18 protein-coding genes and 1 pseudogene are annotated in these 23,682 nt (G+C 53.7%); 4 read left to right on the top strand and 15 right to left on the bottom strand.

Translation table 11 applies throughout. The features are described from left to right. Positions 1-42: 42 nt before the first annotated feature. From CFELI_RS05315 to CFELI_RS05255, 13 genes and pseudogenes are all read right to left on the bottom strand, one after another. Positions 43-1,506 (bottom strand): hypothetical protein, encoded by a 1,464-nt coding sequence (locus CFELI_RS05315; protein ID WP_277105449.1) that lies wholly within the window; start codon positions 1,504-1,506, stop codon positions 43-45. A gap of 35 nt (positions 1,507-1,541) precedes the next feature. Further along, positions 1,542-3,344: a GmrSD restriction endonuclease domain-containing protein gene (locus CFELI_RS05310; protein WP_277105450.1), complete on the bottom strand. Its 1,803-nt coding sequence runs from the start codon at positions 3,342-3,344 to the stop codon at positions 1,542-1,544. 25 nt (positions 3,345-3,369) lie between these two features. After that, entirely contained in the window at positions 3,370-4,563 is a 1,194-nt protein-coding gene (locus CFELI_RS05305; RefSeq protein ID WP_310128678.1) for a cation diffusion facilitator family transporter, read from the bottom strand. Positions 4,564-4,819: 256 nt separating this feature from the next. Beyond that, positions 4,820-5,254, bottom strand: a pseudogene (locus CFELI_RS05300) (SMI1/KNR4 family protein); the annotation flags it as partial. Positions 5,255-5,330: 76 nt separating this feature from the next. Next, the gene (locus CFELI_RS05295; RefSeq protein ID WP_277105451.1) at positions 5,331-5,819 is read right to left on the bottom strand and encodes an SMI1/KNR4 family protein; all 489 of its coding nucleotides are present in this window, start codon (positions 5,817-5,819) and stop codon (positions 5,331-5,333) included. A gap of 41 nt (positions 5,820-5,860) precedes the next feature. Further along, entirely contained in the window at positions 5,861-6,340 is a 480-nt protein-coding gene (locus tag CFELI_RS05290; RefSeq protein WP_277105452.1) for an SMI1/KNR4 family protein, read from the bottom strand. 41 nt (positions 6,341-6,381) lie between these two features. After that, positions 6,382-6,861, bottom strand: coding sequence for an SMI1/KNR4 family protein (locus CFELI_RS05285; RefSeq protein WP_277105453.1), 480 nt, complete (start codon positions 6,859-6,861; stop codon positions 6,382-6,384). Between the two features lie 38 nt (positions 6,862-6,899). Next, positions 6,900-7,379: an SMI1/KNR4 family protein gene (locus tag CFELI_RS05280; RefSeq protein ID WP_277105454.1), complete on the bottom strand. Its 480-nt coding sequence runs from the start codon at positions 7,377-7,379 to the stop codon at positions 6,900-6,902. A 32-nt stretch (positions 7,380-7,411) separates the two neighbouring features. Beyond that, on the bottom strand, positions 7,412-10,093 hold the full coding sequence (locus tag CFELI_RS05275) for an RHS repeat-associated core domain-containing protein (protein ID WP_277105455.1): 2,682 nt from the start codon (positions 10,091-10,093) through the stop codon (positions 7,412-7,414). 87 nt (positions 10,094-10,180) lie between these two features. Then, positions 10,181-12,364 carry an RHS repeat domain-containing protein gene (locus tag CFELI_RS05270; RefSeq protein ID WP_277105456.1) on the bottom strand — a complete coding sequence of 728 codons (2,184 nt, stop codon included), beginning with the start codon at positions 12,362-12,364 and terminating at the stop codon, positions 10,181-10,183. Positions 12,365-12,696: 332 nt separating this feature from the next. Then, positions 12,697-13,710: a ketol-acid reductoisomerase gene (ilvC, locus tag CFELI_RS05265; RefSeq protein ID WP_277105457.1), complete on the bottom strand. Its 1,014-nt coding sequence runs from the start codon at positions 13,708-13,710 to the stop codon at positions 12,697-12,699. Between the two features lie 97 nt (positions 13,711-13,807). Then, on the bottom strand, positions 13,808-14,326 hold the full coding sequence (gene ilvN / locus CFELI_RS05260) for an acetolactate synthase small subunit (RefSeq protein WP_277105458.1): 519 nt from the start codon (positions 14,324-14,326) through the stop codon (positions 13,808-13,810). Positions 14,327-14,347: 21 nt separating this feature from the next. Continuing rightward, positions 14,348-16,189: an acetolactate synthase large subunit gene (locus CFELI_RS05255; RefSeq protein WP_277105459.1), complete on the bottom strand. Its 1,842-nt coding sequence runs from the start codon at positions 16,187-16,189 to the stop codon at positions 14,348-14,350. 398 nt (positions 16,190-16,587) lie between these two features. Here CFELI_RS05255 and CFELI_RS05250 point away from each other — a divergent pair, with 398 nt between their 5' ends. The 4 genes from CFELI_RS05250 (at position 16,588) to CFELI_RS05235 (ending at position 22,100) form a co-directional block, all read left to right on the top strand. Beyond that, positions 16,588-18,237, top strand: a complete 1,650-nt coding sequence (locus CFELI_RS05250; RefSeq protein WP_277105460.1) for a mechanosensitive ion channel family protein — start codon at positions 16,588-16,590, stop codon at positions 18,235-18,237. Further along, positions 18,218-18,742, top strand: coding sequence for a PH domain-containing protein (locus CFELI_RS05245; RefSeq protein ID WP_277105461.1), 525 nt, complete (start codon positions 18,218-18,220; stop codon positions 18,740-18,742). The genes CFELI_RS05250 and CFELI_RS05245 overlap by 20 nt, the downstream gene beginning before the upstream one ends. Before the next feature lies 1 nt (position 18,743). Continuing rightward, complete coding sequence (gene ilvD / locus CFELI_RS05240; RefSeq protein WP_277105462.1) at positions 18,744-20,582, top strand: dihydroxy-acid dehydratase; 1,839 nt, start codon at positions 18,744-18,746, stop codon at positions 20,580-20,582. 252 nt (positions 20,583-20,834) lie between these two features. Continuing rightward, positions 20,835-22,100: a glycosyltransferase family 87 protein gene (locus CFELI_RS05235; RefSeq protein ID WP_277105463.1), complete on the top strand. Its 1,266-nt coding sequence runs from the start codon at positions 20,835-20,837 to the stop codon at positions 22,098-22,100. On the opposite strand, the gene CFELI_RS05230 is transcribed toward CFELI_RS05235, so the two are convergent. After that, entirely contained in the window at positions 21,987-22,874 is an 888-nt protein-coding gene (locus CFELI_RS05230) for a DoxX family protein (protein ID WP_290259690.1), read from the bottom strand. The genes CFELI_RS05235 and CFELI_RS05230 overlap by 114 nt on opposite strands. Positions 22,875-22,907: 33 nt before the next feature. Beyond that, positions 22,908-23,678: an HNH endonuclease family protein gene (locus CFELI_RS05225; RefSeq protein WP_277105465.1), complete on the bottom strand. Its 771-nt coding sequence runs from the start codon at positions 23,676-23,678 to the stop codon at positions 22,908-22,910. Positions 23,679-23,682: the final 4 nt, after the last annotated feature.

Here is a 23,682-nt window from a genome sequence, read left to right as displayed (position 1 = left end):
ACAGTGTAGACCAAAAGACTGTTCTTCAATAGAAATGAGGGTTTAGGCTACTTTTATTAGCCACGGACGGGGGGAAAGTTTCTCGATGTCGTCGGCTGTGAGCTGCGTTTTTTCCGACAGAACCAACCCTGCATAATAATGGGCGGGAAGTGGTTTATGTTCGATCGTTGAGTAGTTGTGTTCCTCGACTAATCCAACGAAGGCGAGTTCCTGGCGATTGTTGGTGACAACAGCATCCTTGCTGATGAAAAGTTTTTGGGGCAGGCGCTTGTCGGCAACGAAATTGGCAAGCCAGGTTGCGCATTCTTCTTCGTTGGCTGTGGCGTAGATTCCGGTGTTGGCGCGTTCTAGCATCGTGCTGAGTTTTTCGAGCGTGTCGACGCCGTCAACAGTTACAATGCCATAGCTTTCACTTCCCGCATCCCAGTGTGGGAGGTTTTCTGCTGTGAGGAAATAGGCTGGAGTAATGTCCATCTCGGGGTGTTGGGCTTGCTGGTTGAGCCATTCGTGGGCTGGGGTCGGCGCGGTGTCTGGGGAATTGGGTTGTGTCAGTTCTGTTCCGAGGATGAGTCGGTGTGGAAATACTGTGCCGCGTGCTCCCCTGCCGGGTTGGAATCCGCGGCTGCGCTCGCCCAGGGCGATGCGTGTTGCGAGTTGGTCGTTGCTTCCAAAGTGGCTGCCTAAGGCAACCAGTGGTTGGTCGCTCAGGCCTGCGACTGCTTGCATGCTGCGGATGTTGTAGCGGGGGTCAGCGTCTTCTAGGACGCGAATATTTGCCCCGTAGGCGCGTGCGGTAGCCATGGCTGCCACGGAGGTGTGTGTGGTTGCGATCACCATGGGTGCGGTGTCGGCATCACGTTTGGATTGCCCGGGAAATGCGTGCGTACGCCCTGAGTTGGTTTTCTGGGCAGGTGCTGGCAGCCAGCTAGGTTCGAGGATTGCTGGTTTTTTGTAATCCAATGAGGCAAGGGCGTGGGGAATGTCCTCGGGTTTGATCACGGGGGTGCGCTCAAATTGGAAAGCCGTGAGTTTGCCTAATGCCTCAAAAGTGCCGGGGTCTTCGATGACGCTGAGTGAGCCGGAGGTGCTGGCGAGATCAACTTCACCGACCGTAAGTATATAGCGGCTTTGAAGCCGTTGAATTTCACTCAAGACCTGCCCGCGTGAATCGCGGTCGATTGACAACATGGGCGCGTGGCTGACCACGGCAATACTGGCCGCTCGTAGCTGATCCCACGGGTGCGGGCCTGCGACGATTACGGTTTCAGAGGAGTCGAAAAAATGCTTCGATGCTTCAATACCGGCGAGGTCGTCGCTGATCACAATGGGGTGATCAGGAAATTCTTCGGCGACGTGTCGTTTGCGGTTTTCATTGCGGGCAGCCTTCAGCTCCGGACGGATCAGTGACTGTGTTTCCGCAGCACCAGGCTGCGTGTCTGGGTCATTGCCACTGGTGTTGGGGCTGAAGGTGGCGCATCCACTAATAAGCAGAACGCACGCTACCATGGCCAGTGTTCTGCTCTTCAGTGGGTACTGTGTGTTTAGGTGCATGATCCTGAGTCGAAAGCGCCAGGCCCTTCCTCACCGGCATGGAGGTTATTTTCATCAACGTCGCGGATTGCGGGAATTCCCATAGCTTGTTCAATCATGTGCACAAATTGGTTGCGCCGATCATTAAAGAAGGCTTGGGCGTCCGCATTAAACAGCAGGCGGGAGTTGATCATGTGGGTTCCTAAGACGTGGTCGAATTCGGCGTCGTCAAGCAAGCTCTTCGACTGGATTCGATACAGGTAGCGAGCGGGCGAGGACTCTTCCACCATCACGTACGTGCGCCGCGACATGGGGGTGCGGTTAAGCACAGAATCGGCCAAGAATTGCTCCACCTGATGCTCATGGCACCACGTTGCTGGGAAAATACGACGGAAGTTCGTGCCCAGATCGTGGAAGGTGTCCCTGTCGAAGGTGGAGGCGGTGCGCCAGTCTTGGGCACCACGCCCCATGATCAGCGCATAAATGCCCTTGTACAGCCCAGAGTTGGGGCGGGCGGAGTGCAGGCGCGATTCCACAAAACGAGCTTGGGCAATCGAACGTGGGGTGGGAATATTCGCCCGACCTTCATAGTCGATAACCCAGCGGGTTACCTCATCCACATCCGTGCCCGTGCGCGCCATCACAGCAGGTGAACCATATAATTCACCGAATACACCACACCAGAACCACTGGTTAAGACGATCCCACGCACGCTGCTGGGTGAGCACGCCTGGCTCTTCCGCAAGCAGGGTAATCATCACAGCAAGCGGCACCAGTTGTGCGGAATACGGCACCTGTTCGGTGGAATGAATGCAGCGGTGCGACAAGAAATTAGCAACTTCAAAGAAGGCAGCACGAATCTTCTTCGCAACCGGAATGTACTCCTCTAACGTAAGTTCAAGAATAGACTCACGGAAACCTGAGGCATGACCCTTTTTATAGGTGGCATACAGGGCAACTGCGGTGAGAAATTCGGTGTGCCCAATCTCATCGAGCGCAGGGTGGGTGCGCAATATTTTTTCGGTCTGCGCCCAATCTTCTTGCAGCCTAAAATCAGGATCTTGGGTAGCGAAAACCGCGGTGAGAAGCTCAAACACATCCATTTGCAACCCCAGCGAGTTCGCTTGGGCGAAAATCGAGCCGATCCCCGCTTTAGCTGTTCCGCGTTCCAGCCGGATCATGGGAATGGTGTAGCGCACAAGCGGTTTGAGCACCCTGGTGTAGAACTGCTTGGCAACGTCGTGGGAGGTGGAGGCGGCGATATCGAACAGCAGGTCGGTGCCGGCGTCGAAAAGCAGATCGGAGACCGGAATAAATCCTGCTTCGAGTGCGGCTTCGCGGGAGTTCAACTCAATTTTCGGCGCGAAGTGGGAACGCACGAGCCCGTGCTCATCAACTGAGATCACAGCATCGTCGGGCATCACGTCGGCAGCGATGGCGCGGCGCACATCCACGAAAAAGCGGCGTCGAACTTTCTTATTGCGAAAATCCACGCTCTCAACCACACCGTCGCCCTGCAAGCACTGATACAAGGTGGTCAGGCGCTGCTGCCCGTCCAGCAACAGCAATCCCGGCTCCGCACCGGTGTCGGGGGCGGAGGCAAGTGGGCGGGGGCGAAACCGCATCGGTTCGTTACGGGTATCGAGCGCCATAATCGCCCCAAGCGGGTAGCCCCGCAACACGGTGATCAGAAGTGAACGGATCCTATCAACATCCCAGCGATAATCGCGCTGAAAGTCTGGGAGTTGAAGGTCGCCGCGGTCGACGCGGCTGAACAAGTCGAGAAGATCATAACTTGGAGTGCTAAAGCCCATGACTGCATAGTCTAGCTTAGAAAGCTTATGCCTTTGTCACCCCAGCATCGCGAACGCCGGCTGCACCAAACCAGGACAGGCAGGTCGTCTCGTGACCATGGTGGTCTGGGGTTTCCAGCTGCACCGTGGAGTGGTTAATCCCATAAGTACTCAGTGCTTTCTGCACCCGGTCAAGCACATCGCACCCCGCGGCAGGCACTTGCGTTTCGACGACCATATGACAGGTCGCAATAAGTTCATTGCCGTCGAGCGACCACACATGCAACTCATGCACATCAATCACTTCATCTAAGTTCTGCAGCATGTCACGAATCGCCTCAGTATCCACACCAGTAGGAACCTGCTCCAGCAGCACCCGCAACGATTCCCACGCCAACTTCAACGAACGCGGCAAAATAAGCGCAGCAATCACCAGCGACGCAACCGTGTCAGCCCACGGCACGGAGAAACGCAGCATCGCCAAGGCCGCCACGATAACCGCAACGGAACCAAAAAGATCCACCAGCACGTGCAGATACGCACCACGAATATTCATGTTGTCATGGCTATGCCCATGCAATTTGATCGCACCAAAAATATTGGCGACCAATCCGATACCACCAACAATGAGCATCATGGTGGCATTAATTTCCTCCCCCTGGTTCAGGCGCATAATAGCCTCCACCACAATCCAGATGGAAATCACGGACACACTCGCCGCATTCAGTAATGCCGCCACCACTTCAATGCGGCGGTAGCCGAATGTTGCCTGCGCACTGGCTGCCTTGCGGGCGAACATGATGGCAATAGCCGCGACGAATAGTCCGGTGGAATCGGACAGCATGTGCATCGCATCGGAGATCAACGCCAAGGAGCCGGATAAGTACCCGCCCACAAGTTCGGCGACGAAAATGGTGGCGGTAAACCCGAGCACTACAAACAGTGCTTTGAGGGAATCAGGGGCGTCGTGGCTGTGATCATGCCCGTGACTGTGTTTATGCCCGTGACTGTGTTTATGCCCATGATCGTGGTCGTGCGAGTGGTCGTGAACATGCGTATGGTCATGGTCATGGTCATGATCGTGATTGTGGTTGTGGGGGTTGGTGTTTTTCGTGAACTCAATTCGGTTGCCCATGAGATCCCACTCTCCTTCGAGTGTTCGGCGCCGCCTTTTCGCAACACTATCGGCCCGGTTAAGCCGCGCTTGAAGTTGGGTATCAATCGCGTGCTGCGCTTCCATAGTTCTAACCTAGCCCCTATTTTCAATTAAGTCCACTTATTGAAAACGTGTGCTTGCTACACATTTTCCGCACACGTTCATTCTTGCCCTAGAACCATAGGCGCTCATGGAAGCAATTTTCAGCAACCGGCTAGGCGTATTGGAAAAAAGTTTTCAATTAGTTGAACTTCAAAGTTTAAAGGAACTTAGCCTCTGCCCTGCACACAACCCCCAACCCACACACTTGTGCCCGCATATAAACAACTACTACTGACGTTCAGCTGCGCTGATTCCCCGCAACATTCGCCTCAATCTTGTGCCACATCTCATCAAAAGAACGTGCAATAAGCACCTCTTCATCGCACTCATGATCCACGCACACCAACGCACCCATCGGATAATGAGGATTGCTAAGATTCAGCAAAATCGGGGTATGAATCTCCCCTTCTGCTAATCCCACAAGAAACCCCCATCCAGGCATCTCCCACCGTTGCATCAAATCCACTGCCTCATCATCAAGGCTGAGATTACTGATTCTTCCCGTCGGCGTTCCATTGCCATACAACTTATTGAGACTACAACCCAATTCATGATCATCACGTAGCCGACCAGCGCGTTCGTACAATGATCCACCGCCACATGCTCGGATTACTTCCTGATACTTCGCTGGAAGCTCAAACCCGATCCGCGCTTGAATCTCCTCAATCCGTACTTGATCACACGGCTACCCCTGCACAATAAAAATGTCATCCCACATAACTCAACCCTTGAAAATCCATCTGACCTACTCATGAATCTTCATCGCTGGAATTGTCGGCGATATTCGCTTCGATTCTCTGCCAGAGCTCATCAAAAGAATGAGCGATAAGCACTTCCTCATCGCATTCAAGATCCACGCACACCAGCGCACCCATCGGATAATTGGGATTAGTGAGATTCAGCAAAATCGGGGTGTGAATCTCCCCTTCTGCTAATCCCACAAGAAACCCCCATCCAGGCATCTGCCACCGTTGCATCAATTCCATCGCATAGCCATCAAGATCGAAACCAGTGATTCTCCCTTCCGGAGTTCCATTGCCGTATAACAAATAAAGACGACAACCCAATTCATGATCATCACGCAGCTTGCCAGCGCGTTCGTATAGTGCACCACCGCCACATGCCCGGATTACTTCCTGATACTTTGATGGAAGCTCAAACCCGATCCGTGCTTGAATTTCCTCAATCCGTACTTGATCACACGGCCGCCCCTGCACAATAAAAATGTCATCCCACATAACTCAACCCTTGAAAAATCCAGCTGAACCACTCATGAGGCTTATTCTTTCGATTTTTCAGCGACATTCGCTTCGACTTTCTTCCAGAGCTCATCAAAAGAACGAGCGATAAGCACTTCCTCATCGCATTCAAGATCCACACACACCAACGCACCCATCGGATAATTGGGATTAGTGAGATTCAACAAAATCGGAGTATGAATCTCCCCCTCATCGAGCCCAACAAGAAATCCCCACTGAGGCATCTCCCACAGTTCCATCAAATCCATCGCGTAGCCATCAAGATCGAAACCAGTGAGAGCTCCTTCTGGTGTACCATTGCCAAACAACATGTAAAGACGACAACCTAACTCATGATCATCGCGAAGACGATCAATATCAGAGTTCAATACCCCACCGCCATAGGCGCGAATAACTTCCTGATACTTTGATGGAAGCTCAAACCCGATCCGTGCTTGAATTTCCTCAATCCGTGCCTGATCACACGGCTGCCCCTGCACGGCAAAAATGTCATTCCACATCGCTCACCCCTTGAGAAAACCAGTTGAACCGCTCATGAGTCTTATTCTGTCGATTTTTCAGCGATATTCGCTTCGATTTTCTGCCAGAGCTCATCAAAAGAATGAGCGATAAGCACTTCCTCATCACATTCAAGATCCACACACACCAACGCACCCATCGGATAATGAGGATTGGTAAGATTCAACAAAATCGGAGTATGAATCTCCCCTTCAGCTTCACCAATAAAAAATCCCCACTGAGGCATCTCCCACAGTTTCATCAAATCCATCACATGACCATCAAGATTGATATTTGTGAGTCTTCCAGCCAATTGTCCATTGCCATACAAACTATGAAGGCGACAACCTAGCTCGTCATCATCGCGCAGCTGACCAGCACGTGAATAAAGTGTTCCACCGCCACATGCCCGGATTACTTCCTGATACTTGGCAGGAAGCTCAATCCCGATCCGCTCTTGAATCTCCTCAATCCGCGCCTGATCACACGGCTGACTGTGTTTAATAAAAATGTCATTCCACATTTCCCAAACCCCTAAAAACTACATGCCACTTATGAGACTCAACTGCTCGTATTACCAGCGATATTTGCTTCGATTTTCTGCCAGAGCTCATCAAAAGAATGAGCGATAAGCACTTCTTCATCACATTCAAGATCCACGCACACCAGCGCACCCATCGGATAATTGGGATTGGTGAGATTCAGCAAAATCGGGGTGTGAATCTCTCCTTCAGCTTCGCCAATATAAAATCCCCACCCAGGCATCTCCCACAGTTTCATCAAATCCATCACGTGACCATCAAGATCGTAACCAGTGACGCTCCCATGCGGTGTTCCGTTGCCGTACAAAAATTCAAGACTACAACCTAGTTCATCATCATCACGCAACTTGCCAGCGCGTTCGTACAGTGCCCCACCGCCACATGCTCGGATTACTTCCTGATACTTCGCTGGAAGCTCAAACCCGATCCGTGCTTGGATTTCCTCAATCCGCGCTTGATCACACGGCTGCCCCTGCACAATAAAAATGTCATTCCACATATTCCAAACCTTCCTTAGTTTTATTTCGTACTTCAGCCCCAAATGGAAAAGCCGCCTGTATGCCTCGCGAAATCATGGAGATCCCTAGGTACGAGTTGCATCCGCCCTACATCTTGGTGGTGATGCCAAGTTAATTTATGATCACGACGATACTCTTTAGTAATACCTACTTGCTTGTCACAGTAACTGAAATGACTGCTACGTGTGGTTCCAGCGTACTGCAGATCCATCACCAAATCAGCGGGCCTACCATTAATTTCATGCACAAAATCATCAAAAATAGGGAATCCTTCATCCGTGAACCGAATTGTTTCACCATAGGCTTTATGTAAGTGATCTGGAAGCCTCAACGTTTCACCAGCCGCCCTGTAATTTATTGGGAGCCTACCATTAATACGCTGAACCGTTTCTTTGATCGGGCAGCTCGCTAAACCAAAGAAATCAATCCACGTATTAGGGTTGTGGACATAGCCTTGAGTGGTAGCAATTTTGGGCGTGACGCCGAGGGGGTCTTGGGCGTTGTATACCCCTGAGTCTGGTTGGTAGTAGCGGAATCGGTTGTAGACCCATCCGGATTCTTCGTCGCGGTACTGCCCGGCAAAAAGCAGTGGGCTGTGGATATCACCGCGCCATGTTCGCACGCCGAATAGGGTTTGATCTGCTATCCCCGCGATAGCACCGGTCTTTGGGTCAATGATCTCTTGCGGGGCTCCAGCAAGATTTGTGATGATGGCATAAAACTCAGCATCAATTTTCTCCTGCGACCACCGAGCAGCAGGGTTCTCGTAGTTGTGTGTTCCCTTTAAATGGGCTTGGGCTAAAACCTGCCCAGTGCGGGGATCATGAACCCACATGCGGCTGCTGTGGGTATCGGAGGTGATTTCATGCTCACCTGTGAGTTGGCTGCCGATGTGGCCAAAAAGCACGGTGGTGATTATTTCACCAGTGTGGGTATTAATAGTTTCTTTCGCCACGCGCCGGCCAAGCCCATCGTAGCGGTAACGATACCCCACCGAAGGGGTATCGGAACTATGAAAACCAACCGGTTGGGTTGAACTACCGGCATAGTAGAACGTACGCACCAACGGTTTTTTCGAGATCCGTTTCGTAATGGTGGTCACTACCCTGCCGAAACGATCATACTGATACTGTGTACGCCCGACTCTGGTGGGCATCGTGCCGGAAAATTCCATCGCTTCAGCATGATCACGGGATAGCGGGATTTGGCTTGCCGAGTCCGCGACATTATGCCCACTGAGCATACCGGCAGCGGAATACTGGTATTTCTCACGGCTATGCGCTACCGGGTGGGTTGCTGGTGTGAGGTTTTTGCGCACCCCCACAACCTGCCCGAAAGCATCAAGATCAAAACCAATCCCACCACGCAGCAGATCATCAATACCTGTGAGCGCGTTATCCGCCCGCCAGCAATACCGCCTTGCCGTGACCTGGCGCATATGCCCCTCAGCAAAAGAATCCAGCACCTGCGTGTGATCAGCAATCACCCTGCCACGGGAGTCAAAACCAAACTCACGCAGCACCGAATCAATTACCACTCGGTTACGACGACCAGCCTGGTCACTGCCTAACTGACAAACCCCCACCACTGAGGCAAAATCATCGCCGGTATCTAACTGGACTTGATTAATCTCACCTATCTCATCGCGCTGATAGCGGGTAGATACCACCGCACCGGTCGGAAGAACATGCGAAATCGCCGCCACCGTACGTTCAGGGCTATAGGAAAACACAGTGTCAAGCACCTGACCACCAGCACAGGTAGTGGTTTCTTGCACCAACCGGCCAAACTCATCGTAGGTGTAGGCAAGACGGGCATCGCCATTAACAATCGAAGAAACCCGCCCTTGTGGATCATACGAATACGTTGTTACCCGCCCAGCATCAGAAATTTGCTGAATAACCCCATACGCATCCATATGCACCTGATACTCACCAGCCGCAGTACTTGTAATCGCGGTGCGCCCATCGGCACTCGTGCGATAACTAGTCACCCGCTGGTTATAGTCACACTGCTGCGCCATCACCCCATCGCGGTCGTAGTGGAAGCTCCACAGATTCTGATCCGCGTTTAGCAGCCTAATAGGCTCCATTTGGGTGTTGTATTCCACGGTTGTTTTCGCACCGTTTTCATCGATGATCTCAACCGGCCGGTCAAAAACCGTATACCGGATCTTCTTCGTCTCACCGATCTCGTTGGTTCGACTTACAAGGTTTCCTTCACCGTCATAGCTAAACACAACACTGCTGTGATCAGGATGAACAATCTCAACCGGCCACCCCGCGGGGGTATAGCGCATAGTAGTCATCGCCCCATGAGGGTCAGTAAAACTCACCGGATGCCCACAAGCATCTAACACCCACGAATACTTACGCCCTACTGGGTCAATAACCTCGCGTTTTCTGCCCGCATCATCACAGATGACAACAGTTTTCTGCCCACGCTGGTCAACCACGGCACTTGGCACAATACCGGTTACCCGCAGATCATACTCAAACCGTGTCACCGCCCCATCAGGCGCACTAACCTGCGTGATACAACCACACTCATCAAGCTGATACTGCGTAACCAAACCTGCAGTATCAACCACTTCCACCGGCACACCCCAAGCCCCTGGGCGGATAAGCTCACAACGCCCATCGTCATAACGCACCGCAGTTTGAACCCCATCAGCATTAAACTCAGTGGTTGTCACCGCCCCAGTACTACTGGTGTGCGAGATCACCTGGTGATAATCGTTGTACGCAAAATCCTCAACGAAACCCTCAGCAGAAACAATCCGCTACACATCACCATCAGCAGTCGAACGAATCACCACAGGACGCAACTGCCCTAAAAACTCATCTTCCAACCACTGCTGCGGAATCGCCCACGAATGATCATCCCGCGGCCCACACCGGCCCGCACCAACCACACCAGCAGCCTCTAAACCATGCGCACACACCGCCTGATACAACGGCAAAGACAATAACCGATCAAAATACTGCTCAATCATCGCCTCATCAGCAACCAACGGGTCACACTGAAACTCACCAGCAGCCTGAATACCCACAGCAACCACCCCACCAGCAGGCGCATCCACCCCCGTATCCTCACACCAAGCAATCACATTGGGCATCAACCCGCCCGAACCTACCTGAGCACACACCCGCCCCTGAGCATCGAAACGATACAAATACCGCACCCCATTACGATCCGACCAACCACACACCCGCCCCTGAGCATCGTAGTCATAACTCAACACCCCCTGATGCGAATTTATCACCCGAATCAACTGCCCATGCTGGTTATATTCATAACGAATCAGCACCTGCGCATCCTGACCAGGCGCACTCACCGCTAACTGGCTAATCAACCCAATAACCGGATCGTAAGCACAATCAACCCTAGTGCCATCACTGCGCACCAACCCCGTACACCACCCCGTAGACTGATCCCACTCATACTCAACCCAATGCCCCAAATGATGCACAACCGCCGAAAGACCAATCTCAACCCCCAGGTCAAAAACCTCCGCCACACTAGACGGCGGCGCATCACGACCAACCATCGAACCCGACGTCGGCGCTGCAGCATCAATAACCCCAACACGACAACTACGCCCCATCAGATGCGCATAATCCCCCTCATCAGGCCGATCCCCCTCAACGCACTCATAAACACGAAAAACATAACACACCCCCTTTTCCACATCCCGCACCCGATACGCACCATCACCAAACGACAACAACCACCCCCGCCCATCAGCACGCACCTCCGAACCATCAACCGGCGCAGCAGGAAACTCCAACACCGCCCCATCCGGAGCAAGCATCGCCACCGAATCAACCCCCACCTCTAAACGAGTATCCAAACACGACACCCACCGACGCCCCAACTCATGAGACGAAAACGCATGCCGATCCACCACAAGCGGCAACACCCCATCAACAAACACATCCACCGCATAATCAACCATCGCACCAGTAGCCACATCCACCGGATCAAACATCGTCTTCACCCGATCCACACCCCGACTAATATGCGCCCCCACCTTCGACGACACATTCGCCGCCACACTACTTGCACGATTAGCCAACCCCGCAGCCTTCGAACCAAACCGACCCGCCCGCGCTAACTTCGCCAACCCCCCAACAGCACCACACGTAGCAAGATCAAAGAAAAACTCACCCCAACCAGCCTTACCCGAAGCCGCCAACAACCCCTTCAAACCAACACCCACCCCCACCAACACAGCCCCCACCACATTCAACCCCGGAATAAACAACAAAATCCCACCAATAAGCTGCAACGCATCAGAAATCAGGCTCAGAATTTTAGAGTTGTCCCGAACAAAATCTTTAATATTTTCCCACTGCTCCCCCAACCAGCTGGGATTTTCCTCAAAACGCTTCCGCGCCTGCTGTTCAATGGCAGCAACTTGGGCACGCACCCCCGCACCCAGCACATCTTTAATGGCTTGTGCCTCAGCCTTTTTTGCCTCCCACACTGATAACGCTGACTGATACGTTGCTTGTGCGCGTGCTAAATTCGCCTGCGCAAGCGCCTGAGTTTCCGGAGTAACCGCCGCCGCACAAGCAGCCTCAGCATTATTCACATCCACCACAGCCGCATTCACCGCACCATGGGCAGTCATCGCCGCACCCCGGAGCGTGCTCATGGCAATCTTTTGCTCAGTCAAAAGGGAGCTATACCTACTCAATGCCTCAGCAACACCCACATGCGCTTCACCCGTTATGGTGAGATGATCAGGGAAATCGGAATTAATCAACTTCCGATACTCATCACCCTCAGTGCCAACAAAACCCCCATCATTAATCCCGCGTAATTGCTCCGCCGTGTTTAAGGCTGATTCGCCAAAAGTTCTCCACTTGAGTGCCGATGCTCCCACAAGCCCTGGGCTACCCCCGAGATGAAAAATAGGACGAACGAAAGTAGAAAAAGGAGGCAGCAATGGGACGGGCATGGTCTTTCCTTGAGTAAATCCGAACGAAAAGAAGCACTGCAGAAATTGTGAATAGTCATTTCTTGCTGCCACACATAGTAAACCGAAAATAGCGATCTACCACCGCTAAAATACATAAAAAATGTTAATAATATTTGCCCAATTTTAGGGTTGGAATTTTAGAAAAACCACCCAGGATGCGAACTCGCTTTCAAAAATTTCGGATATGGCCTGCACACTGCAGGTGGTAGACACTTAGGAAAAATATCAAGAAAATTGAATGTTTAGTCAACAAATCAAAAAATCTCCCTAGCGAAGTGTTGATCACTGGGGAGATTTTTTAGGGGCTTCTTTTAAGCAGTGGCATCCAATGGGTTCTTCACCCACGACATCAAATCGCGCAGTTTGGTGCCCACCTCTTCGATCTGGTGGTTAGCATACGAAGCGCGCAGGGTCTCCAGCTCCTTGTTGCCACCCTCAACGTTGGCGATCAGGCGCTTGGTAAAGGTGCCATCCTGGATATCCTTGAGGATCTCCTTCATGCGCTCCTTCGCACCCGCATCAATCACGCGAGGACCAGACAGGTAGCCACCGAACTCAGCGGTGTCAGACACCGAGTAGTTCATGTTGGCAATGCCACCCTCGAACATCAGGTCCACGATGAGCTTCAGCTCGTGCAGGCACTCAAAGTATGCCATCTCAGGCTCGTAGCCAGCCTCAACGAGAACCTCGAAGCCAACCTTCACCAGCTCTTCTGCGCCACCGCACAGAACTGCCTGCTCACCGAACAGGTCGGTCACAGTCTCAGCTTCGAAAGTGGTAGGAATAACGCCGGCGCGAGCACCACCGATAGCAGCAGCGTAAGACAGGCACAGGTCGCGAGCTTCACCCTTAGGGTCCTGGGCAACAGCGATCAAGCAAGGAACACCCTTGCCATCAACGAACTGGCGACGAACCAAGTGGCCTGGGCCCTTCGGGGCAACCATGCCAACAGTGATGTTGTCTGCTGGCTCAATCAGGCCGAAGTGGATGTTCAGGCCATGGCCGAACAGGACCGCGTCGCCGTCTTTGAGGTTTGGTGCGATATCTTCCTTGTACACCTGAGCCTGGGTGGTGTCAGGAACAAGGATCATGATGACATCAGCCCACGCTGCAGCCTCAGCGTTGGACTTGACCTCAAAGCCAGCCTCCTGCGCCTTCGCTGCAGACTTGGAGCCTTCGCGCAAGCCGACAACAACCTCAACGCCAGAATCGCGCAGGTTCTGAGCGTGCGCATGACCCTGGGAACCATAGCCCAAGACAGCAACCTTGCGGCCCTGGATCAGGGAGAGATCAGCGTCAGCATCATAAAGCAGTTCGATAGCCATGAAAGAAATGGGACCTTTCTCAAAAGGAAATGTTACAGATATTCAATATACCACAGAATGAGACAGAAAAAGCCAATTGTCTCATTCTGTAAGATTTTTAGCGGTTTTGGGGTGCCATGGTCTTCGGACCACGATGCAACGCAATCTGACCCGAAGAAATCAGCTCACGGATCCCAAACGGCTCCAACACATCAAGCAAAGCACGCAGCTTACCCTGAGTACCAGTAGCTTCAATCACCACCGACTCCGGGGCGACATCGACCACGCGAGCACGGAAAATATTAGCCGCATCCACCACCTGCGGACGGTTAGAGGCATCCGCAGAGACCTTCACCATCATCAACGCACGCGCAATAGTGGTCTCCTCAGCCAAACGCACCACCTTGAGCACCGGAATCAACTTATTCAGTTGCTTTGTGATCTGCTCGATCGCAACCTCATCCGCATCCACCACAATGGTAATACGGTTAATCCCCTCAGTTTCGGTCGTACCCGAAACCAAAGACACCAAGTTAAAACCACGGCGGGTGAACATCGCAGCAACACGCGAGATGATGCCGTCAATGTCCTCAACCAACACACTCAAGATATGGCGGGAAAAGTCAGTCTGTGCCATCGTAAATCAGCGTCCTTCTCGTTAGATCTGCTCGGTCAGTTCTTTTTCGATCACGCAAGGATCAGCCTCAAAGAAAGGCCGCAGACCACGGGCGTACTCGATATCGGAATTGGAATGCCCTGCAGCAACCATCGGCCACACCTGAGCATCCTGGCCCACAATGAAGTCAATCACCACAGGACGATCATTGATAGCACGCGCCTTCTCAATAACCTCCTCCAGCTCTTCCTCCTTAGTCACACGGAACGCTGCACAGCCCTGCGCCTGAGCCAAACCAACGAAATCAGGCATGTACTCGTTCTGTTCGCGCAGCTTGGTATTGGAATAGTGTCCGTCGTAGAACAGAGTCTGCCACTGGCGCACCATACCAAGGTTGCCGTTGTTGATCAGCGCCACCTTGATGGGGAAACCTTCCACAGCGGCAGTGGTCAATTCCTGGTTGGTCATCTGGAAGCAGCCATCGCCGTCGATAGCCCACACTTCTTTTTCAGGAGCTGCCGCCTTTGCACCTAATGCTGCCGGAACCGAGTAGCCCATGGTTCCCAAGCCGCCAGAGTTTAGCCACGTACGTGGCTTCTCGAAATCAACAAACTGTGCAGACCACATTTGGTGCTGGCCCACACCTGCGCAATAAATGGCGTCAGGGCCGACGAGACGCGACAGGGTTTCAATCACATGTTGCGGTTCCAACAAGCCGTCATCGGTGCGGGCATAGCCCCGAGGGAAACGGCTCTGGAGGTCCTTCAAATGAGCCATCCATTCGGAAATGTCGAAACCATCAGCGCCAACAACAACCTTCTTGGAGAATTCCTTCAGCAGCGCGTCGAGTACTTCGCGGGCGTCGCCCACGATGGGGACATCAACGGCGCGAATCTTGCCGATTTCGGCGGGGTCGATATCGGCGTGAATCACCTTAGCCATCGGCGCGAAGGACTTTGTGCAGCCGGTGACACGGTCGTCGAAACGCGTGCCGATGGCGATCAACAGGTCACTGCCCTGCATTGCGCCCACAGCAGGAACCGTACCGTGCATACCCGGCATGCCCATGTGCAGCTCATGCGAATCAGGGAAAGCACCCAAAGCCATCAGCGTGGTCACAACCGGAATGCCGGTGTGCTCAGCGAAAGCCATCAATTCAGCGGAAGCATCAGCCTTAATCACGCCGCCGCCAATATAAAGGACTGGGCGTTTGGACTCCGCAATCAGCTTGACTGCTTGCTCAATCGGGCGCGAATGCGGGGTGGTCACCGGGCGATAACCCGGCAGGCTCATCTTGGGCGGCCACACAAAGTCAAGCTCAGCAGCTTGAATATCCTTAGGAATATCCACCAACACCGGGCCTGGGCGACCAGTGCTTGCCAAATGGAAAGCCTCAGCGATCATCTGCGGAATCTCTTCCGGCTCCGACACAATGAAATTGTGCTTGGTCACAGGCATAGTGATACCGCGAATATCCGCCTCTTGGAACGCATCGGTGCCCAGCATGTGACGACCCACCTGACCGGTGATCGCAACCAGCGGCACCGAATCAAGATAAGCATCGGCAATAGGGGTGACCAAGTTGGTTGCACCCGGGCCGGAGGTAGCAACGCACACACCAACTTTTCCGGATACTTGGGCATAGCCGGTAGCGGCATGACCTGCACCTTGCTCATGGCGCACCAAAACATGGCGCAGCTTAGTGGATTTATACAGGGCTTCATACAGCGGAAGAACCGCACCACCGGGCAGACCAAAGACAAGGTCGGTGCCCAGCAGTTCGAGTGTGCGCACGATCGCGTCGGCGCCGTTCATACGCTCCGGCTGTGCTGCCCGGTTGCGTCCAGCAACCGAAGCAGGGGTGGGATGAGAGGAAGCTGCCACGACTTCTGTACTCCTTGCTCAGGGAAGATCAAAGATTTATCAAAGTTTTCAAAACGAGATCGAAGCGGAAAGTCACCCCAAGGTGGGTGTGAGTGGGTGGGCGGTCGCTTACTGAACTCCAGAATGGGTGAGGATGAGCCATTACAACAAAAACCCCCGTCCTAGCACTTGTGGTGCTGTGGTAACGAGGGCGTTTGATTACGTGACTTGGACTTTAGCAAGCCGCATCGGCAAACGCCGCGTCGGTTACCACGAGTACAAGTCGAATAATGTTCATAGGGTCACATAGTACAAGCAGTTTCCCCACACACCACATTTTACCCCCTTGGTGGAATTAATTTCGCAGGTCAGATAAGTAAATACCCCACCCCCTCATATGCACAGTATGCTGGGGCATCATGCTGCTTATTTCCTATATTGCGCACTCCATTTGGTCCTGGATCGTTGATCCAGGCTTAAGCCTCGCCTTCCTCATTTTATGCATGTTCCTCATACCCCGTGCGGGGAGGTTGGCGATGTACATCATCACCAACAAGGTGGTCGATGGGCAGGAGGCGGAGCAAAAGTCGCAGCTCGCCTTTGCTGGCGTGGCGGTCTATGTCGCCCAGATTATTTGCTATTTCCTGATTTTTGTTGCGATGTTGCAGCAATTGGGCTTCTCCCTAGCCGGTGCCGCTATCCCCGCAACCGCTGCCTCAGCTGCGATTGGTTTGGGCGCCCAGTCGATTATTGCGGACTTCCTTGCCGGCTTCTTCATCTTGTCGGAGAAACAATACGGTGTCGGCGACTGGGTTCGTTTCGAGGGTGGCGCTACAAATATTGAAGGCACAGTCATTCAGATCACGATGCGTGCAACGCGGATTCGCACGCTTGCTGAAGAAACAGTCATCATCCCGAATTCTAAAGCTGGGGTGTCCATCAACAACTCAAATCACTGGTCTTCAGCAGTGGTGATCATGCCACTTCCCCTGCTGCAGGAAGCAAACATGGAAGAGACGTTGAGCAGGGCAACTGACGCAGCACAGCGGGCGTTGCACAAAGAGGGCGTTGCTGATGTGATTCTCGGTCCGCTTGCGGTGCATCCCGCAGTGGGGATTAATCCGCCCAATACGCTGGGGTTGCCGTGGACAGTCAATGTGCGTTTCCTCGCTCAGGTGAAACCAGGCTCGCAGTGGCTGGTGGAGCGCGCAATTCGAGTGAGCATTATTGATGAATTCTGGCCCGAATATGCCACCTTCACTATCAGCGACGTGGCGAAGCAGGGACAGGTTGATGCTGACGTCGCTACGCTTGTCGACGCCGATCACCGCCATGTACTCACGCAGGCGCACGCCGTATCGACGTCGTCACCGCAAACTCCCGTTCCCGTCACCGCACCCGCGGGCACGCTCAGCCCAGAGCAAGCCGCCAAGGTGACTGAACGAGGGTTGCTCACTGCCCATGACCCCGCGGTGCCGAATCGGAATGCGGAAGACAAGACCTTCGATGCTGGCCCAACCCTCGGGGATGCGCGTGATGGCCACGACGACGATACAACACAGAACAACTCAGGATCGAACAGCGCCGAACGAAACAGCACGGACTCTAACAACCACATGGAGCCGCGTGTGAAAGGGTGGGAACGTTTCTTCTCCGTGGGCGGACGCACGAGGGTGTCGACAACAATTCTGATTGTGATAGGCATTGCCATCCTCACTCTCAAAGTGCTGACGTTTAGCTCGGAAGGGGAAGAAAACCCCAATGGGTGGTTGGCGCCGAAATCTTTCACCTTCCCCACCCCCACCACTGTTGCACCCACGCCCGTAGTTCCGCAGAGCGAAACCCTCCCCAATGTTTCGGATACGCCCAGCTTAACGCCGATGTTTAAGCCCGACTCGACTGCCACGAACGTCCCCGCCCCTGACCCAGGCGCGCCGGAATCGTTACAGCCTGCCCCTGCTGCCCCAACTGCCGCAGATGGGAGCGCTTCCGCCGTGCCGAACCCTGCGGGGGAAGAAAACTCACCCCCATCTATTAGTATGAATCCTCATGAGCAGGAAACGCGCTAATACCCCAGACCCGCACGATACCCCGGATTCATCAATCACAACGTTTGCCCCCGACCGCACACACTTGCTGGCGGCGGCGATCATGGTGGGCATCCTGCTGTTGGTTATTGGCGCAGATCCCCTCAAGTTATTCTGGTTGCTGATCATTCCTATTCTTTTCATTGTGTGGGTGCTGCGTTCGCGCACTACCGTCGATGAACACGGCATTACCGCCACCTACGCTTTCGCCCGACCACGCACCGTGAAGTGGGAGGAGTGCCAGGGCGTAGGTTTTGCTGGCTCCAAAGCTGTTGCCCACACCCTTAGTGGTGAAACCTTCAGCCTGCCAGGTGTGAGCTTCAATTCTTTGCCACAGCTAGAGGAAGCTTCCAAGGGCCGCATCCCAGACGCCCTTACTCAGGCACGTACGGCTGCCGATGACAAAGTTGTGATCGTGCATAAAGATGGCCGTCAAGTGCTGATGAACAAAGAAGACTACGAAGCACAAAACAAGGACGAAAAATAATATGTTTCCCCTGCGTTCACGCGTGACCACTGTCGGCCGCAACGCCTCCGGCGCCCGCGCTTTGTGGCGAGCGACCGGCACCAAGGAGCACGAGTTCGGCAAGCCCATTGTTGCCATTGTGAATTCCTACACCCAGTTTGTACCAGGGCATGTGCATTTGAAGAATGTTGGCGATATTGTCGCTGATGCAGTGCGCAAGGCTGGGGGTGTTCCCAAAGAGTTCAACACAATCGCTGTTGATGATGGTATCGCCATGGGACATGGGGGCATGTTGTATTCCCTGCCGTCGCGTGAAATTATTGCCGACTCGGTGGAGTACATGGTTAACGCGCATACTGCGGATGCCATGGTCTGTATCTCCAACTGTGACAAGATCACCCCGGGCATGCTCAATGCTGCGCTGCGTTTGAATATTCCGGCCATCTTTGTCTCCGGTGGCCCCATGGAGGCAGGGAAGGTTGTGGCGGTTGATGGTGTCGCCCACGCCCCCACCGATCTGATTACTGCGATTACCGCCTCGGCTAACTTAGATGTTTCTGACGCGGATTTGGCCACTATTGAAGAATCAGCCTGCCCCACCTGTGGTTCTTGTTCCGGCATGTTTACCGCGAATTCGATGAACTGTCTGACTGAGGCATTGGGCCTTTCCTTGCCGGGAAATGGCACGACTTTGGCTACTCATGTCGCCCGCAAGGCCCTGTTTGAGCAGGCTGGTGAGATGATTGTGGATATGTGTCAGCGCTACTACGGCGAAGAGGATACCTCGGTGCTCCCACGCAATGTGGCGACCAAAGCGGCGTTTAGAAACGCTATGGCATTGGACATGGCCATGGGTGGTTCCACGAACACGATCTTGCACACCTTGGCTGCAGCCCAGGAAGGTGAGGTCGATTTCGATTTGAGCGATATTGATGAGCTCTCTCACCGCATTCCTTGCATTTCCAAGGTGGCACCGAACGGTAATTACCACATTGAGGATGTGCACCGCGCGGGTGGCATTCCTGCAATTTTGGGTGAGCTGCGTCGTGCTGGCTTGTTGGATGAGTCGGTGCATACGGTTGCTTATGACACCGTTGATGGTTGGTTGAACGATTGGGATATCCGTGGGGGTAAGGCGATTGATCGCGCGATCGAGCTGTTCCACGCCGCCCCAGGTGGGGTGCGCACCACGGAGCCGTTTAGCCAGAACACTCGCTGGGAGTCGCTGGATATGGATGTGGAAAATGGCTGCATTCACGATATTGAGCACGCGTATTCCCAAAACGGCGGTCTGGTAATTCTGCGGGGCAATATTTCCCCTGATGGTTCTGTGCTCAAGACTGCTGGTGTGGACGAGGAACTGTGGGAGTTTACTGGTCCTGCGCGGGTCTGTGAATCCCAAGAGGATGCAGTATCGACCATTTTGAAGCGGGAAGTCCAGCCCGGTGAGGTTGTGGTGATCCGCTACGAGGGACCGTCGGGTGGTCCTGGTATGCAGGAGATGCTGCACCCTACCTCCTTCCTTAAGGGCGCTGGTTTGGGCAAGGTCTGTGCGTTGATTACTGATGGGCGTTTTTCTGGCGGTACGTCGGGGCTTTCGATTGGCCACGTCTCCCCTGAGGCAGCGCATAAGGGTGTGATTGGTTTGATTGAAAATGGTGATTCGATCACTATTTCGGTCAAAGATCGCATTCTGCAGCTCAATGTTGATGCAGATGAGCTTGAGCGGCGCCGTGTTGCGCAGGAGCAGCGGGATAATCCGTGGACTCCGATGCAGCGTGATCGCGTGGTGTCGAAGGCACTGCAGGCGTACGCGAAGATGGCAACCAGCGCTGATAAGGGCGCTGTGCGCAACATCTAGTTATCCCCCTGCCATTTTCTTATTTTTCAAGGTGCGGTTTTTCCCACGTGAAGCGTGTCCTCGATGTGCTTGTGGGAAGTGTCAGCATCGGTGCCCCTGGCGTGTGCTTGTCGACGTCGGGGGCTTTGCCCGTGTGTGGTGGCCGAACTACTGCCCACTCGCGTGGGGGTACTAAGGTGAAGGGGAAGAAAAAGGGCGTTCGAATTGCTTCCATCTGTTCAGGGGCATGTATCAAAGTTCTAAGGACTGTTGTTGAAAACCAAGATTGTGACACTTGTTGGCTTTGTGTGTTCGATTGCGATCATGCTGTATCAGACTTTTGGTCACACTGGCCATATCGACATGATTGTCTATCGTGCTGGTGCTCATGCTTATCTTGATGGTCTGAGTCTCTACGATGAGCCTTTCGATGCTTATGATTTGAAGCTGCCGTTTATCTACCCGCCGTTTGCTGCGTTGTTACTGAGCCCTTTCACCGTGATGAGTGAGGCTGTGGCGGGTTATACCATGGTGGGTTTGTCCGCCCTGCTGCTTTTAGTATGCGTGTGGTTTGTGGCCAAGCATGTGTTCCCTCAGCATGCGTTGCTGGTGACTTCGTGGGCGTGGGGTTTGGGTTTGATGTTGGAGCCGGTGCGCCATAATGCTGGTTTTGGCCAGATTAATATGTGGCTTTTGGCTTTGGTGTTGCTTGATATTGTTCCGCGTAAACGGGTGATTCCTCAAGGCTGGTTGATTGGTGTTGCGGCGGCGATCAAGCTCACCCCTGTGGTGATGTTGTTTGTGTTCCTCATTAAGAAGGATGTTCGGGCGCTAGTGTCGGCGGCTGTGGGTTTTGTGCTGGCCACCGCAGCGGGAATGGTGCACAATCCGAAGCAAACGTGGGATTTTTATACCCACGCCCTTTTTGTGATGAATGATAATTCCAAAATTGGGGTCAATATTGCCTATATTTCCAACCAGTCGATCAAGGGTGTACTCACGAGGCTGTGGCCATCTAATGAAGCTGCTTCTTTAGCAAGCTCGACTATTTCGTTGTTGTGGCTGATTGCTTCCCTGATTGCGGTTGGGGTGTTCTTTTTCCTCATCCGCGCGTTGCTGCGCCAGGGGAAATTTTTTGAGGCGGCTTTGGCCAACAGTGCGCTCATGCTGTTGATTTCCCCGATTTCCTGGTCGCACCATTGGGTGTGGTGGCCGGTGTGGCTGATGGTGATTTTCTCCTATGCGTGGACATTAAAAAATCAGGGCTTGAGAAACTTTGCCCTGATTATTACCTTCCTGATGCTCACCCTCCCACCGCACTGGTGGTTGGGTGACCCGACTGGGGATCAGGATTTCCAGCAGACGTTGTACATGAAGTTGTTCATGGATGACTATTTCTTCTGGAGCATTGCGCTAACGGCGGTGTTAATTAAATGGGTTCGTGGCCGCACCGAACCACCACAAGGCGCAGGCACCACCGATGCCGATGAGAGCGAAGATCCAGCTGCTGATAAGCGGGCGCTTGACCCAGCTGCGTGAGATATCGAAGGAGAATACACCTGGCCCTGTAAATTGCAGGGCCAGTGCGATGACAACCAGCATGAAACCTAAGATCATGGTGTCGGGCAGGTTAGTCCAGTTGATGTTTTCGACACGGTTGGTTTCGTGCAGCGCCATGAAGGTGGTGGAAACTGTAGCGATGGCTGCCGCTACTGGGGTGACCAGGCCGAAGAGCAGGAATACGCCGGCGAACAGTTCCATTGCGGGGATGGCAACGCTTAAAAGGTCGGGGGTGGCGTAGCCGGAAAATTCTTGGGCAAGTTCTTTGACTCCCCCATTGAGGAAAAACGCGCGGATGGCATCGCCGATGAGGAATGTGGCAAAACCGATCCGTAGTACGAGAAGGCCTAGGTCAATGGTGCCGCGTTTATCTTTCGGCTCCACCGCGACTGCTTCGACCACCACTGGTTCTTCTTCAACCACAACCACTGGTTCTTCTTGAGGTTCGGGGACGGGCGCCACAGGAACCATGGGCTTTGCAAAATCCGCGTCATCGTAGGCGGTCACGGGCGCATCGGAAATGAGTGTATCGCCGGGGTTGGTGAGCTGTTCCGGCGGGCTTTGGGGGAATACTTCCGTGGCAGCATCTATTTCAGCGTTGGTGAAGTCTTCAGGCGTGATCCGCTTCGGGGCGGCACGCCCGGCGCGGGCGTAGACGTCGGTTGTGGCGTCGCCACTGACCGCTGGGCTTTGGGCTTGCGGGTCGTAGGTGGGTACGTCGTCGTCGAGTTCGGTGGCCCGGTCTGGCTTCATATTTTCGCTCATACCTATCAATAGTATGTGAAATTACTGAACCTGTGTCGGTGGCGCGCATGTGCTGAGCGCGGTTGCGAGGGCATTTTTCTCCGCATTCGTTATGGCTAATCCATACACTTTTTTGATTTCTACCTGCCTGCGTGCGTATTCGCAGTGATAGGAATTATTAGGTGGTAGCCATGTTGCTGCGGTTTGTGCCAGCTTGGAGTTGTTTGCTTCCCGCAGTGTTGTTTGGAGGTTAATGGGGTCGTTGGCGAAGTCGCGTCGTTTGTTTTCGTCCCATGTCCATGCGCCGGCGTACCAGGCGTCGCCGAGTGCCACGACGTGGTCGATGGGTACGAGGTCGCTGGTGCCTTGCCCGCGTTGGAAGGTGTGGTGTTGGCCAGTGTAGGGGTCGGTGAAGTGTCCGGAGATGACAACGCAGTCGCGGGTGCCGGGTTTGTAGCGTACCTCTTCGAGGTCGCGGGCAAGAATATCGTTGCGGGTATCGCAGCCGTTGTGTCCCCCGCCGACGGTGACGTCGTCGCTCCAGCGTTGTCCGAAAAGTGCCCGGTCGTAGCGTGGTGCTTCAGGGTCGAAGTCGCGCACTGTCAGGGATTCGAGGTCGGCGAAAGCGGGATCTGTTCCCACTGGTGGCACTTCGGGAGTGTCTGGGAGTGGTGGTGGGGGTTGAATGTCGGCGCCGTGGTTGTTGCTGAAGGGCCGATCCTCGATGGGCAGGTGCGAGTATTGGCAACTGGCGAGCACCAGTGCCCCGATCAGAACCGCGGGCCAGGCGGAGAGGATCACAGATTTTTTCACCGCC

Origin of the sequence: Corynebacterium felinum (assembly GCF_030408755.1) — a bacterium.
Lineage (GTDB): Bacteria > Actinomycetota > Actinomycetes > Mycobacteriales > Mycobacteriaceae > Corynebacterium > Corynebacterium felinum.
Note: the sequence above shows the minus strand (reverse complement) of the source record. Positions and strands in the feature narration are given on the sequence as shown.

Excerpts from the sequence above, each read along its gene's own strand:
- CFELI_RS05315 (WP_277105449.1), bottom strand. The coding sequence starts at position 1,506 with ATGGTAGCGTGCGTTCTGCTTATTAGTGGATGCGCCACCTTCAGCCCC.
- CFELI_RS05310 (WP_277105450.1), bottom strand. The coding sequence starts at position 3,344 with ATGGGCTTTAGCACTCCAAGTTATGATCTTCTCGACTTGTTCAGCCGC.
- CFELI_RS05305 (WP_310128678.1), bottom strand. The coding sequence starts at position 4,563 with ATGGAAGCGCAGCACGCGATTGATACCCAACTTCAAGCGCGGCTTAAC.
- CFELI_RS05295 (WP_277105451.1), bottom strand. The coding sequence starts at position 5,819 with ATGTGGGATGACATTTTTATTGTGCAGGGGCGGCCGTGTGATCAAGTA.
- CFELI_RS05290 (WP_277105452.1), bottom strand. The coding sequence starts at position 6,340 with ATGTGGAATGACATTTTTGCCGTGCAGGGGCAGCCGTGTGATCAGGCA.
- CFELI_RS05285 (WP_277105453.1), bottom strand. The coding sequence starts at position 6,861 with ATGTGGAATGACATTTTTATTAAACACAGTCAGCCGTGTGATCAGGCG.
- CFELI_RS05280 (WP_277105454.1), bottom strand. The coding sequence starts at position 7,379 with ATGTGGAATGACATTTTTATTGTGCAGGGGCAGCCGTGTGATCAAGCG.
- CFELI_RS05270 (WP_277105456.1), bottom strand. The coding sequence starts at position 12,364 with ATGCCCGTCCCATTGCTGCCTCCTTTTTCTACTTTCGTTCGTCCTATT.
- ilvC (WP_277105457.1), bottom strand. The coding sequence starts at position 13,710 with ATGGCTATCGAACTGCTTTATGATGCTGACGCTGATCTCTCCCTGATC.
- ilvN (WP_277105458.1), bottom strand. The coding sequence starts at position 14,326 with ATGGCACAGACTGACTTTTCCCGCCATATCTTGAGTGTGTTGGTTGAG.
- CFELI_RS05250 (WP_277105460.1), top strand. The coding sequence starts at position 16,588 with ATGCTGCTTATTTCCTATATTGCGCACTCCATTTGGTCCTGGATCGTT.
- CFELI_RS05245 (WP_277105461.1), top strand. The coding sequence starts at position 18,218 with ATGAGCAGGAAACGCGCTAATACCCCAGACCCGCACGATACCCCGGAT.
- ilvD (WP_277105462.1), top strand. The coding sequence starts at position 18,744 with ATGTTTCCCCTGCGTTCACGCGTGACCACTGTCGGCCGCAACGCCTCC.
- CFELI_RS05230 (WP_290259690.1), bottom strand. The coding sequence starts at position 22,874 with ATGAAGCCAGACCGGGCCACCGAACTCGACGACGACGTACCCACCTAC.